Annotated in this window: 5 protein-coding genes; 2 read left to right on the top strand and 3 right to left on the bottom strand. The window is 61.0% G+C overall.

The genetic code is table 11. From position 1 onward, the window contains the following. Nucleotide 1: 1 nt before the first annotated feature. On the top strand, nt 2-1519 hold the full coding sequence (locus HB780_RS13040) for a tripartite tricarboxylate transporter permease (protein ID WP_183688329.1): 1518 nt from the start codon (nt 2-4) through the stop codon (nt 1517-1519). A gap of 39 nt (nt 1520-1558) precedes the next feature. On the opposite strand, the gene HB780_RS13035 is transcribed toward HB780_RS13040, so the two are convergent. The 3 genes from HB780_RS13035 to HB780_RS13025 form a co-directional block, all read right to left on the bottom strand. Continuing rightward, nucleotides 1559-2725 (bottom strand): UDP-galactopyranose/dTDP-fucopyranose mutase family protein, encoded by a 1167-nt coding sequence (locus tag HB780_RS13035; RefSeq protein WP_183688327.1) that lies wholly within the window; start codon nt 2723-2725, stop codon nt 1559-1561. Nucleotides 2726-2731: 6 nt separating this feature from the next. After that, nucleotides 2732-4807, bottom strand: a complete 2076-nt coding sequence (locus HB780_RS13030) for an O-linked N-acetylglucosamine transferase, SPINDLY family protein (RefSeq protein WP_183688325.1) — start codon at nt 4805-4807, stop codon at nt 2732-2734. Nucleotides 4808-5116: 309 nt separating this feature from the next. Then, nucleotides 5117-13012: a beta strand repeat-containing protein gene (locus tag HB780_RS13025; protein WP_183688323.1), complete on the bottom strand. Its 7896-nt coding sequence runs from the start codon at nt 13010-13012 to the stop codon at nt 5117-5119. Between the two features lie 470 nt (nt 13013-13482). On the opposite strand from HB780_RS13025, the gene HB780_RS13020 reads away from it, so the two are divergent. Continuing rightward, complete coding sequence (locus HB780_RS13020; protein ID WP_183688321.1) at nt 13483-14682, top strand: MFS transporter; 1200 nt, start codon at nt 13483-13485, stop codon at nt 14680-14682. Nucleotides 14683-14697: the final 15 nt, after the last annotated feature.

Here is a 14697-nt window from a genome sequence, read left to right as displayed (position 1 = left end):
CGTGAGCACATTTGATTTTCTGTTGCAGGGTCTGATGATCGCGGCCCAGCCGATGAACCTGCTTTATGCCCTGATCGGCGTCACGCTTGGAACCGCTGTCGGCGTGCTTCCCGGCATCGGCCCGGCGCTGACCGTTGCATTGCTGCTGCCGGTGACCTACAAGCTCGATCCGGCGGGATCGCTGATCATGTTTGCCGGGATCTATTATGGCGGCATGTATGGTGGCTCGACGACCTCCATCCTGCTCAACACACCAGGCGAAAGCGCCTCGATCGTGACCGCGCTCGAGGGCAACAAGATGGCGCGGGCAGGTCGCGGCGGACCGGCGCTGGCCACCGCTGCAATCGGTTCCTTCGTTGCCGGCCTGATCGCCACACTGGGGCTCGCCTTCATTGCGCCGTTCATCGTCAAGCTGGCGCTGGTTTTCGGTCCGCGCGAATATTTCGCCCTGATGGTGCTGGCTTTCGTGACGGTGTCTTCGGCCTTCGGCGATTCCACCTTGCGCGGGCTAACATCGCTATTCATCGGCTTTGCGCTCGCCATCATCGGCATCGACCAGCTCACCGGCCAGGCGCGCATGAGTTTCGGCGTTCCAGATTTGCTTGACGGCATCGAGGTGACGACGCTTGCCGTTGCCATGTTCGCCATCGGCGAATCTCTCTACATCGCCGCACAGGGCAATCGCGCACCCGACAAGATCGAGGCGGTCAAAGGATCCGTCTGGATGACGGGTCAGGATTGGGCGCGCTCATGGAAGGCCTGGCTGCGCGGAACGCTGATCGGTTTCCCGATAGGCGCCATGCCGGCGGGCGGCGCCGAAATCGGTACTTTCCTCTCCTATGCGGCCGAAAAGCGCCTGACCAAATATCCGGAAGAGTTTGGCAAGGGCGCGATTGAAGGTGTGGCAGGTCCGGAAGCCGCCAACAATGCGTCGGCGGCCGGAACGCTGGTTCCGCTTCTGACCCTCGGTCTGCCGACGACGGCGACGGCGGCGATCATGCTTGCCGGCTTCCAGCAATATGGCCTGCAGCCTGGCCCGCTGCTGTTTGTGACCAACCCGCAGCTCGTCTGGGGCCTGATCGCCAGCTTGCTGATCGCCAATTTCATGCTGCTGGTGCTCAACCTGCCGCTGGTCGGGCTTTGGGTGAAACTCCTCACCATTCCCAAGCCATGGCTTTATGCGGGCATCCTCCTGTTTGCCACGCTCGGAACGATCGGCGCCAATCCGTCGGTCTTCGAACTCGGCATGCTGCTCGCCTTCGGCGTTCTCGGCTATGTCATGCGGATTTTCGGCTATCCGATCGCACCGGTCGTGGTCGGCCTGATCCTGGGGCCGTTGGCCGAACAGCAGCTTCGACGGGCCCTTGCGATCAGCCAGGGCGATGTCACGGTGCTGTTCACCTCGCCGATCTCGGCAGTCCTGCTGCTGATCGCGGCGGCGGCGTTGATCCTGCCATTGATCCTGAGGGCTCGCGGACGCGGGCAAACTCTGTCGCAGCTTGCCGCCAACGAGGATTGATTGCCCTTGCATGTCCGGTCCGGCTGTTCCAGAGGCAGATTAAGGCGTCTGGAGCGGCGGATGCAGGAATGCAGGCATAGACGCATGGTCGGCATTAGCGGTTAAATAAAGCCGGGCGGTGTCCAGCGCCTCACGGATCGTCACATCCATGTCGAGATAACGGTATGTCCCGAGCCGGCCGACGAAGGTGACGGAAGTCTCCTGGAGGGCTCGCGCGACATAGTGGGCGAGCTGTTCCTTTTCCTCCATCAGGCGGATCGGATAATAGGGGACATCGCCGGGTTCGCTGGCCCTGGAAAACTCGCGATAGCAGACCGAGCCGGCATGATCCTCCCACGGGGAGAAATGCTTGTGCTCCGTCACGCGCGTATAGGGCACGGAAACATCTCCGTAGTTCATGACCGCGCACCCCTGATAGTCACCGTCATAGGTGAAGCGCTCGAAATCCAGCGTCCGGTATCCCAAACGGCCATATTCATAGTCGAAATAGCCGTCGAGCGGGCCGGAATAGAAAATGTGGTCGAAGTCCTTGTTGAGACCGCTGTGAAACCTCGTTTCCAGATGAACATCTATATTCGTGTGATCGAGAATTCGTCCGACCATGTCGGTATAGCCGTTTTCCGGCATGCCCTGGTATTGATGGAAGAAATAGTTGTCGTCGTAGTTGAAGCGGACTGGAAGCCGTTTCAGGATGGAGGCTGGAAGCTCGGTTGGCGCGCAACCCCATTGCTTCTGGGTATATCCCTTGAGGAATGCTTCATAGAGGTCCTTGCCGACGAAGCGCAGTGCCTGCTCCTCGAAGGTCTTCGGATCTGTGATGCTTTTATCTGCCCGTTCCTCGATGAAGGCACGCGCCTCGTCGGGCCGGAACATCTTGCCGAAAAACTGATTGATCGTGTGGAGATTGATGGGCAGGGAATAGACTTGGCCCGAACTCGTCGTCTTGACGCGGTTCTTGTAGGGCATGAACGTCTGAAAGAGGTTCACATAATCCCAGACTTCCCTGTCGTCCGTGTGGAAAATATGCGGGCCGTAGACATGAACCATGACGCCCGTTGCCGGGTCGCGCTCCGTGTGGCAATTGCCGGCGATATGGTTGCGCGTGTCAAAGACGTCGATCTCGTGACCCGCGTGCGCGAGTTCACGACCGATGACCGCACCGGAAAGCCCGGCACCGACCACGGCAATTTTCTTGATACGCGGCATTCCCGATCAGCTCTTTCCGATTGCGCGTGCTGTTGAGCCGGTGGCTTCCTGCGTCCACAGCCGGCTGTCATACGGAACTGGCGCATAGTCATGCCATTCGGCCAGCTTGTCGCGGTAGGCCTGCCTGTAGGCCTCATCGTCCGAAAACGCTATATTGTCCTGAACCAGGTCCAGCCCGATGTCGTAGTAGATGTCGAGATTGCTCAGATCCGGCACCGGCGTTTCGCCGCGTTCGCATTCCGCCTGCATTTGCCAGAAAAGCTCTTCAAGGCGGCGGGCGAGAGCCGGAATATCGCGCAGGACGGAAGTCTCTCGTTTCGCCTGCAAGGATTCGCGGATTTCCCTCAGGCTTCTGGGGTTGTTCGCAAAACCAATTGCTTTTTCGATGTAAGTCTGCGGGTCCGGGCAGATCAGCTCCGGCACGCCGGCGGCGGCAACGATGCTGTGGCAGAAGCGGGCCGCAAAGCTCTTGCCGGGGAATGTCAGAACAGGCAGCCCCATGGTTAGGGCATCGCCTGCGGTTGAATGCGCGCCATAGGGAAACGTGTCGAGGAACAGATCGGCGAGCGCGATCCGGGCAAGATGCTTCGCATTCGGCGCCTTGGGCGCAAAAATGAGACGTTCCGGCGCAACACCGGCATTCTCCGCCGCCTTCCCTAGACGTTGATCCACGTCGTCGCCTCCGGTGAGCAGCCAAAGCACGCTGCCGGGCGTCGTGAGAAGGATTTTCATCCAGTGTGCAAAGGTTTCCTGCGTGATCTTCTGCATGCCGTTGAAGCAGGCAAAGACGAAAACACCTTCCGGCAACCCGGCCTCCGCGCGTGACGGCTTTTCGGCGATCACCCTTTTGCGATCGATTGGCTGATCGCAGGCAATCCGCAGCACTTTTTCCGAAAAATAGATCTCGTTCTCAGGCGGGATGATGTGTTCGTCCGCGATGATATAGTGATGGAACGGGCTGCCCATCGTACCCGGATAGCCGCAAAAGTTGACGACGACCGGCGCGGGGCGATAGGCGAAGATCTTCGTCCGGGCGTGCTTGGTATATCCATTTACATCGACGAGAATATCGATGTCGTCGTCGGCAATCTGCCTTGCAGCGTCCGCATCGCTAAGTGCGCCAATATCGCGCCAGCAATCGACGGCGGCCTTCATGCGCGCCTGCGTCGCATCCCTTTCCACGGGCTCACCACAATAATAGGCGTAGATTTCAACGCTCCGCTTGTCATGCAGCTCCAGCATTTCCCTCAGCGCAAAGCCGACTGCATGGTCGCGCAGATCCGAGGAAACATAGCCGACGCGAAGGCGCTGGCCGGTTCCGGTCTTCTGCTTCGGCGCCTTGCGCGTAAAGCCGCTGGTATCCGGACGTCCGACGAAGGACTTGTTGTAGCGGTAGGCTTTGGCGAGCTGGAACAATGGATCGTCGGAAAAGCAGGCGAGCGTCAGCGGCGACATGGCATCGAGCAGCTGGCGGGCGGAGACATGGTCCGACGAGACCAGCGTCGGCCACTTGCACTGGCGCTGGCGCAGCGCGCTCCAATGTTGCCCAGCCTCGGTCTTGTCGGGCCGCTGTTCCATCGCTTGCCACAGAGTGGTTTCCGCATCCTCCAGAAGACCCGCATTTTCCATGACGCGGCCAATGTGCTGGAGCGCCAGGAGGCGATGGGTAAGCCGATCGGGCGTGCTCTCCGCGGTCAACTCCACGAAACTGCGCCATTGCAGAATTGCCTGTGTGGCAATACCGCTGTCTTCCAGCGCCCGTCCAAGATTGATGTGTGCCGGCCCAAAGCGCGGATCGAGTTTCAGGCAAGCGCGCAACGCATGAATCGATCCCGCAACATCGCCCCACTGCCGCAAGGTCACCGAATAATTGAAATAGACGAGATGCAGGAAGGGATGGTTCTCGTTGAACGCGATCCAGACTTTGTAAACCTCTGCCGCCTCGAGTTTTTGTCCGGCAGCGCTTCGACTTTCGGCGAATTGAAACAAATCCGTGAAGGAAAGGCGCTGGGTGCGCGCAAGCTCCAGAATTCCGGCAAGAGACGGGACAGGAGCTGGAGCTAATGCATCATTGGTGACCATGGACATCCCACGAATTAACGACCGGCGTTGTGCCGGTCATTAACTGTGCTAGCTTGCTCTAGGCATGTCACGCGCCTGCCTCTTGAAATCAGCAGGGACCTTGCCGGCCATCAACAGATTTCGTGTAGCCTGGGATGATGCCGGGAAGAGCTGCGCAATCCTCGCGATGATTTGGGCGCTTGTGCTACATGCTCGCATCATAGCCCCGGCAAATTTTCCAACGCGACCCGGATGAATGTCAAACGGCGCCCCTTCGTTTTGGAGACGCCGTCCGGCTTCGTTGAGACCACAATTGGTCAGACGCTGAGATCAGGCACCCACGTAACGCGAAATAACCGCCGCTATCTGGTCCGAACTCAGATGTCCCATCTGGGATTTCATCAGGGTGCTCAATTGTTCGCTCGACAGGCTCGCAATATCTTGCGTCGACAAGCCTGCCACGCCGGTTGAACTGAACGATGCGATATCGTCGGTCGAGAAGGTCGCCAACTCCTCCGTGGTCAGTGCGGCAACCTGCGCCGAGGTCAGACCGCTGACCTGGCTCGAAGTCAGAGCCTCGGCCTGCGCCGTCGTCAAGCTGGCGATGGCGCTGGTGGTCAATCCGGCGATCGCGCTCGAATTCAGGGCAACAATTCTATCGGTCGAGAAGGTAGCGAGATCGGCGGCATCCAGCCCGGCAAGCTGTACTGCGTTGAGCGCGCCAAGCTGCGACGTCGACAAGGCGGCGATTTGGCTGGTGCTCAAGGCCGCCACTTGGTTGTAACCCAGCGAAGCGACTTGGCTCGTTGTCAATACGGCGATCTGGTCTTTGGAGAGCGCGGCGATGAAGGCCGTCGACAATCCTCCTATGGAATTCGCGCTGATCGCCACAAGTTCGGCGGTCGAGAAAGTTCCCAGATCATCCGCACTCAGGCCCGCCAAGCCGGCCGAACTCAAAGCGGCAATCTGGGCGGTGGACAGTGCTTCGATCTGCTCGGTGCTGAGGGCCGCGACCTGGAGGCTGCTCAGACCGGCAATGCTGGTCGTGCCCAGAGCGGCGATCTCGGCTGTGGAAAGCGACGAGACAAAGGCCGTGGACAATCCCTGTATGGCACTTGAGCTGATCGCGGCAATATCGGCGGCCGAGAATGTTGCCAGGTCAGCCGTGGTCAGGCCCGCGACGCCAGTCGACGTCAAGGCGGCAATCTGGGTGGCGGAAAGAGCTTCAACCTGCTCAATGCTCAATGCGCCGACCTGAGCGCTGCTCAGGCCTGCGACGCCAGCCGTGCTCAGGGCGGCAACCTGCGCAGTCGACAGGGCCGCGATATCGGCGGCACTCAGGACGGCAACCTGCTTGGAACTAAGCGCACCGATCTGCGCCGTCGTCAGCGCCTCGACCTTGTCGGCATTCAGGGCTGCGATCTGTGCGGTGGTGAGGCCCGCAACGCCGGCCGTGCTCAGGGCGGCAATCTGCACAGTCGACAGGGCGGCAATAGTGGCCGTGGGCAGTCCCGATATGGCGTCCGAGCTGATGGCTGCGATATCGGCGGTCGAAAACGCCACGATATCGGCGGTCGTCAGGATTGCAATCTGCTTGGAACTGAGGGCGCTGATCTGCGCCGTCGTCAAGGCGTCAACCTGGTCAGAGCTCAATACGGCGATCTGCGCAGTGGTGAGACCTGCAATGCCGGCCGTGCCCAGGGCCGCAATCTGCAAGGTCGACAGACCTGCTATCGTGTCCGTGGACAATCCCGATATGGCGGTCGAACTGATCGCCGCGATATCGGCGGTCGAGAACGTGTCAAGATCGTCTGCCCCGAGGGCCGCAATCTGCTTGGAACTGAGCGCACCGACCTGGGTCGGTGTCAGGGCCTCGGCCTGGTTGGTACTCAAGGCGGCAATCTGGTCGGTGGTCAGGCCGGCAATCCCCGAGGTGCTCAGGGCCGCGATCTGCGCGGTCGACAGGCCCGCAATGCCTGTGGTGCTCAGAACTGCAATCTGCTTGGAACCAAGCGCGCCAATCTGGGCGGTGGTCAGGGCTTCGAGCTGGTCGGTGCTCAAGGCGCCAATCTGGGCGGTGGTCAGGCCCGCAATGCCGGCCGTTCCCAACACGGCGATCTGGTCTGTCGAAAGCGCTGTTATCGTGCCCGTCGACAATCCCTGTATGGCGCTCGAGCTGATCGCCGCGATGTCGGCGGTCGAGAAGGTCTCGAGTTGGTCCGTCCCCAGGGCCGCAATTTGGGTCGAGTTCAGTACGGCAACCTGGGGCGTCGTCAGCGCCTCAGCCTGATCGGTACTCAGAGCCGCGATCTGCGCGGTCGACAGGCCCGCAATGCCGGCCGTACTCAGGGCCGCGACTTGCGTGGTCGACAGGGCCGCGATGTCGGCAGTCGTCAAGGCAGCAATCTGCTTGGAACCAAGTGCACCGACCTGGGCGGTCGTCAAGGCCTCAAGCTGGCCGGTGCTGAGAGCCACAATCTGTGTGGTGGAAAGGCCCGCAATGCCGGCCGTGCCGAGGGCCGCGATTTGCGCCGTCGAAAAGGCCGCCAGCGTATCCGTGGACAATCCCGTTATCGCACTCGAGCTGATCGCCGCGATGTCGGCGGTCGAGAACGTCTCGAGTTGGTCCTTCCCCAGAGCCGCAATCTGGGTCGAGCTCAGCACCGCGACCTGCGTCGTTGTGAGGGCCTCGGCCTGGTCGGTGCTCAATGCAGCAATCTGCGTGGCGCTCAGACCCGCAATGCCAACCGAACTCAGAGCCGCGATCTGCGTGGTCGAGAGAGCCGCGATGTCGGCGGTCGTCAGGGCAGCAACCTGCTTGGAACCAAGCGCGCCGATCTGGGCTGTCGAAAGGGCCGCGGCCTGACCCGTGCCCAGGGTAGCGATCTGCGCAGTGGAAAGGCCGGTGATCCCTGACGTGCTCAGCGCGGCAAGTTGCGCGGTAGAAAGGGAAGCAACAACAGCTGTATTCAGGGCGGCGACCTGCGTCGAACCAAGGACCGCAACCTGCTTGGTCAGCAAGGCGTCGATCTGGCCGGTGTTCAGGGCGGCGATCTGCTTGGTGGAAAAGCCGACAACGCCGGCTGTGCTCAAGGCCGCGACCTGCCCGGTCGAGAGAGCGGCTATGACAGCCGTAGACAATCCCGATACGGCGCTTGAGCCGATCGCCGCGATATCGGCGGTGGAGAAGGTGGCTATGTCGTCCGTGTCCAGAGCTGCAAGCTGCGTGGAACTGAGTGCCCCGACTTGGATCGTCGTCAATGCCTCAGCCTGACCGGTGCTGAGGGCGACAATCTGCTTGGTGGAAAGACCGGCAATGCCGGCCGTGCTCAGGGCCGCGATCTGATCCGTCGAGAGGGTTGCTATGACAGCCGTGGACAATCCCGATACGGCACTCGAACCAAGCGCCGCGATGTCCTTGGTCGAGAACGTCGCCATGTCCTCCGCATCCATCGCCGCAAGCTGCGTGGAATTGAGAGCCGCGATCTGAGCGGTGGTCAAGGCATCGAGCTGGCCGGTGCTCAGGGCCACGATCTGAGCGGTTGAAAGGCCGGTAATGCCAGCTGCGCTCAAAGCCGCGATCTGCGCGGTCGAGAGGCTTGCTATCACAGCCGTGGATAGTCCCGATATGACGCTCGAACCGATGGCCGCGATGTCCTTGGTCGAGAAGGTCGCTATGTCCGCCGTACTCAAAGCTCCAACCTGTTTGGAACTGAGAGCGCCGACCTGAGTGGCCGTCAAAGCCTCGGCCTGGCCGGTGCTGAGGGCGGCAATCTGTTTGGTGGAAAGGCCGGCAATGCCGGAGATGCTCAAGGCGGCAATCTGCGTGGTGGACAGGGCAGCGAGAAGGCCCGTGCTGAGAGCAGCGACCTGCGTCGAACTCAACGCCGCGACCTGCTTGGTCAGCAAGGCGTCGATTTGACCTGTGCTCAGGGCATTGATCTGTTCAGTCGAGAGACCGGCAATGCCGGCCGTGCTCAGGGCCGCGATCTGATCCGTCGAGAGGGTCGCTATAACCGCCGTGGACAACCCCGATATGGCGCTCGAGCCGATCGCCGCGATATCCTTGGTCGAGAAAGTCGCTAAATCACCTGTCTCCAGAGCAGCAATCTGGGTTGAATTCAGCGCTGCGACCTGCGTCGTCGTCAATGCCTCCGCCTGCGCCGTGCTGAGGGCGACGATCTGGTCCGTGGTCAGGCCCGCAATGCCGGATGTGCTCAGCGCGGCGACCTGCGCGGTCGACAGAGCGGCGATAACAGCTGTGCTCAAGACAGCAATCTGGGTTGAATTCAGCGCCGCAACCCGTGCGGTGGTCACGGCGGCGATTTGCGCCGTGCTCAGGGCAGCGATCTGGCTGGTGGTCAGACCCGCAACGCCGGATGCGCTCAAGGCGGCGATTTGATCGGTCGAGAGGGTTGCAATAACGGTCGTGCTTAGACCCGACATGGCCTTGCTGGTGATCGCCGCGATATCCGCTGTCGAGAATGTCGCTATGTCATCGGCGCCCAGGGCGTTGATCTGGGTCGAGCTCAGCACGGCGACCTGGGCCGTTGTCAGGGACTCGGCCTGCGCGGTGCTGAGGGCGGCGATCTGGTTGGTCGTCAGACCCGCGACACCGACCGCACTCAGGGCGGCGATCTGCGCGGTGGAAAGAGATGCGATAATATCCGTACCGAGGGCCGCGACTTGCGTTGAACTCAACGCCGCAATCTGCTTGGTGAGCAGGGTCGCAACTTGACCGCTGCTCATGGCGTCGATCTGTGTGGTGGTCAGGCCTGCTATGCCGGCCGTGCCGAGGGCCGCGAGCTGATCCGTCGAGAGAGCGGCAATGATGTCCGTACTCAGGCCCGGTATGGCCTTGCTGGTGATCGCCGCGATATCGGCGGTCGAGAAAGTGGCGATGTCATCCGTCTCCAGAGCGGCAATCTGCGTCGAGCTCAGGGCTGCGACCTGAGCCGTCGTCAAGGCCTCGGCCTGTGCCGTGCTCAGGGTATCGATCTGGTCGGTGGTCAGACCCGCGATGCCGGCCGTGCTCAGAGCCGCGATCTGTGCGGTGGAAAGCGATGCAACAACTTCCGTTCCCAGGGCGGCGACTTGCGTTGCGCGCAGCACCCCTACGCGAGCGGTGGTCAAGGCGGCAATTTGCGCCGTGCTCAGCGAGGCGATCTGGTCGGTGGTCAGACCGACGACGCCGGCGGAGCTCAAGGCTGCGATCTGCCCGGTCGAAAGAGCTGCGATGACGGCCGTGCTCAGGCCGGCTATGGCTTTGCCGGTGATCGCCGCTATATCGGCGCTCGAGAACGTGGCGATGTCATCCGTCCCGAGCGCGGAAAGCTGCGTTGAGCTCAGCGCTGCCGCCTGGGTCGTCGTCAAGGCCTCAAGCTGCGTTGTTCTCAGGGCGGCGATCTGGTCGGTGGTCAGACCCGCGATGCCGGCGACACTCAGGGCGGCGACCTGTGTCGTGGACAGGGATGCGACAACATCCGTGCCGAGGGCAGCGACCTGCGTCGAACTCAGCATAGCGACTTTTGCGGTGTTTAAAGCAGCAAGCTGGCCGCTACTCAGGCTTGCGATCTGGCTGGTCGTCAGGCCGGTGATGGCGCTCGTGCCCAAGGCCGCGATCTGTGCGGTGGAAAGTTCTGCGACAAGGCTCGTGCTCAAGCCCGATATGGCTTTGCTGGTGATCGCCGCGATATCGGCGGTCGAGAAGGTGGCGATGTCATCCGTTCCCAGCGCGGAAAGCTGCGTCGAGCTCAGCACCGCCACCTGGGTCGTCGTCAAGGCCGCCGCTTGGAGGGTAGTGAGGGCTGCCATCTGGCTGGTCGTCAGACCAGCGATCGCACTCGTGCTTAGGACCGCAATCTGGCCCGTCGACAGGGCCGCGATCTGGCTAGCGCTCAAGCCAGACATGGCTTTGCTGGTGATCGCCGCGATATCATCGGTCGAGAAGGTGGCGATATCATCCGTCCCCAGCGCGGCAATCTGGGTCGAGCTCAGCACTTTCACCTGAGCCGTCGTCAAGGCCTCTGCCTGCGCCGTGGTCAGGGCATCGATCTGGCTGGTCGTCAGGCCTGCGATCGCACTCGTGCCCAGAGCTGCAACCTGTACAGTGGAAAGCACCGCGATATCGTTGGTGCCCATCACCGCGACCTGCGATGCCTTGAGGGCGGCAAGCTGGGTCGTCGTCAAGGCCGCAATCTGCGTCGTACTCAGAGCCACGATCTGCCCGGTCGTCAGGCCCGCGACGATACGCGTGTTCAGGGCGCTCGTCTGATCCGTCGAGAGGGCGGCGATCTGGGTCGTCGTCAGGCCTGCAACCGCGCTGGTGTTCAGGGCCGCAATCTGATCCGTCGAGAGGGCTGCGATAGCGGCCGTGCTCAAGCCCGAAATGGCTTTGCTGGTGATCGCCGCCATGTCGGCGGTCGAGAAGGTGGCGATATCATCGGCTCCCAGAACGGCAATCTGGGTCGAAGTCAGCGCTTTTACCTGCGAGGCGGACAAGGCTTCCGCCTGCGCCGTGGTCAGGGCAGCGATCTGGTCGGTGGTCAGGCCGGTAATGGCGGAGGTGCTTAGAGCGGCAACCTGCGCTGTGGAAAGGGATGAAACAATGTCCGTTCCCAGAACTGCAATCTGCTTGGAACTCAGCACAATGATCTGCGTCGTCTTCAACGCTTCGGCCTGCGCCGTGCTCAAGGAGGCAATCTGATCCGTCGTCAGGCCCGCAAGACCGGCCTTGCTCAGCGCGGCAATCTGATCCGTCGAGAGGGCTGCGATGGCGACTGTGCCCAAGCCCGCTACGGCCCTGCTCGTGATCGCCGCGATATCGGCGGTCGAGAAGGTGGCGATGTCATCCGTCCCCAGCGCGGCGATCTGGGTCGAAGTCAGCACCGCGACCTGGATCGTCGTCAAAGCCTCCGCCTGCGCCGTGCTCAGGGCATCGATCTGACTGGTCGTCAGGCCGGTAATGGCGCTCGTACCCAAGGCTGCAACCTGCACTGTGGAAAGCGCGGCGATATCGCTGGTGCCCATCACCGCGACTTGCGATGCCTTGAGGGCGCCGAGCTGGGTCGACGTCAAGGCGGCGACCTGCTCTGTGCTCAGAGCGACGATCTGGCTGGTCGTCAGACCAGCGATCGCGGCCTTGCTGAGGGCCGCAACCTGCGCGGCGGAAAGCGCGGCGATATCGTTGGTGCCCATGACGGTAACCTGCGATGCCTTGAGGGCACCGAGCTGGGTCACCGTCAAGGCGGCAACCTGCTCTGTACTCAGGGCTTCGATCTGGGTCGTCGTCAGACCAGTGACCGCACTCGTGCTCAGGGCCGCAATCTGCTCCGTCGAGAGAGCCGCAAGAAGGCTCGTGCCCAAGCCTGGTATGGCTTTGCTGGTGATCGCCGCGATCTCGTCGGTCGAGAAGGTGGCAATATCATCCGTTCCCAGAGCCGCAATCTGGGTCGAGTTCAACACCTTCACCTGCGAGGAGGACAGCGCCTCTGCCTGCGTTGTGCTCAGGGTATTGATCTGGCTAGTCGTCAAGCTCGCGACCGCACTCGTGCTGAGAGCGGCAATCTGCGCGGTGGAAAGCGCTGCGATACCCTTCGTGTCCATGACCGCAATTTGCACTGCTTTGAGAGCGGCGGCCTGGGTCGTCGTCAAGGCGGCAATCTGCGCCGTACTCAGGGCGGCGACCTGGGTGGTGGTCAGGCTCGCAATGCTGGACGTGCCCAACGCAGCGATCTGCGCCGTCGAGAGGGTTGCGATAGAGGCCGTGGATAGGCCTGATACCGCCTTGTTGGTGATTGCCGCCACATCGTCGGTCGAGAAGGTGGCGATATCATCCGCGCTTAAAGCTGCGAGTTGCGATGAGCTAAGGGCACCGACTTGCGACGAGCTCAAGGCTTCCGCCTGATCCGTCGTCAAGGCACCGATCTGCGTGGTGGTGATCGCCGCGATCTGCAGCGAGCTCAGGCTTTCGATGTCAGACGCCGTCAGAACTGCCAATTGATCCATCGTCAAACCAACGATGGCAGTTTGTGAAATAGCGCTTAGCTGCTGGGAGCTGAGGACCTCGACATCTTCCGTGTCCAACGCTGCGATCTGAGCTGACGAAAGCACATTGATCTGTTTTGTGGAAAGCGACGCCACGTCTTCCGTCGTCCAAGCCGCAACCGCTGCTGTGGAAAGCGACCTGATCTGATTGGTGCTCAGGGAGGAAACGATCGAAGTCATATGTGAGAACTCTTGCGTTAGCGAATACAAAAAAGTCCAGCACCTCGAAGGCTGGTACCGCCCGTCTGGCCAGGCTCTGAAAGAACTAACGGTATTGAAATCCACCGCCCGGCAAAGAGCAGTCTAGTCAGATTGGCTTGCCCGAACCTGTGGTTGATACGCTGCCGGCGTTGTTGCCCCTGCTACTCACCATCGCTTCGTTTGAAACAGGCAAAGCATCAGACTTCAGAAAGAGTTCGGCTGGACATTTCGTGCGACTGGTTTCCATTCCGTCCAAAGGCGTTCATCAGGCTCAAATTCACCATGAATCGGGGGATGGCCAACGCAATATCTGTGCGCCATTCTGCCCTCTGCCTTAACCCACAATTGCTTGTGTTCAGCGGGCCGTCTCATCGAAAGAGAAGAGCCTGCCGACAGTGGCCGTAACGCATTGGCCAAACCATCGTGTCGGCGGCATCGCTTGGAGAACCATGATACCAAAACTCCCCCGACAATTGTGGCTGCTGTCTGCCATCGCCTTTGTGAACTTTCTCGGCTTCATGGTGACGCCATTTCTGGTGCTCTACCTGACGAGTGCCGTCGGGCTGTCCATTGAGACGGCGGGGATCATCCTCACCACTTTTGGGCTCGGCAGCATTTTGGGCGCGTGGTCCGGAGGTCATGCCAGCGATCGGATGGGCTCGGAGAACGTCCTGATCCTGAGCTTTCTCGTCAGTGCCGCCACCCTGTTTCTCATGCCCGCCCTCAGCGACACCATGTCGATCGGTGCTGCTGTCGCGATCATGGCATTTGCAAATGGTGCATTTCGGCCAGCCTATGACGCCTGCGTGGTTCGCCTGTGTCCGGAAGAGGAGCGTTCGCAAGCCTATGCGGTCTATGTCGTGGCTATTAATGTCGGCGCCGGCATGGCCGCGGCGATGGCGGGACATTTATATGCGCGTCAACCAAGCCTGATATTCTTCGTCGATGGCCTTACATCTGTCGTCGCGGCCATTGCCGTGTTTGTTTTCCTGGACAGATCGGCACCGCATCATGCCGCTCCCTCTGTAGAGGCGGATACATCGAAGCCTGCGGGATTGCCCTATAGAAATATGGAATTCATCCTCCTGTGCCTGGCGGCCTGCGTGCTCGACATGGTGGGGCGCCAGACCTCTTCCACCCTGCCTCTTTTCGTGACGTCCTATTACGGCATGACGCCGGAGGAATATGGGAACCTCCTGACATTGGGACATTTCGTTTTTGCAGCCGCCATACTGCCGGTGAGCCGTTGGGCCAAATCGAGAAACCATATGACCGTGGTACTTATCGGGATGATGATCGTAGCGGTCAGCTTCGGGGCGCTGCCTCTCGGCGGGAGCGTGGCCGCTCTGGTCATTCTCTACCTGCTGCTGACATCAGGGCAGCTGATGTTCTATCCCGCCATCATGGCCATGGTCATGGGACAGGCCGCGCGCAGCGGCGGTAAAAGCGGCGCCTATATGAGTTTCTACCGCACGGCTCAAGCCGCTGCCGGCATTTTGGCGCCGGCCATCGGCACATTCATCTACGCACATTTCAGCCCAACATCATTGTGGTTGGGCTGTTCCGTCATCACGGTGCTATGCGCGATCCTGCTTGCCATGCGGTTGATGCATCGTGTGTCACCGGACAGTCAGGTTCTCGAACCCTAGGTCGAGGTAGAGAGC

This window comes from Rhizobium lusitanum (genome assembly GCF_014189535.1).
GTDB lineage: Bacteria > Pseudomonadota > Alphaproteobacteria > Rhizobiales > Rhizobiaceae > Rhizobium > Rhizobium lusitanum_C.
This window is presented reverse-complemented; position numbering and strand designations above follow the sequence as displayed.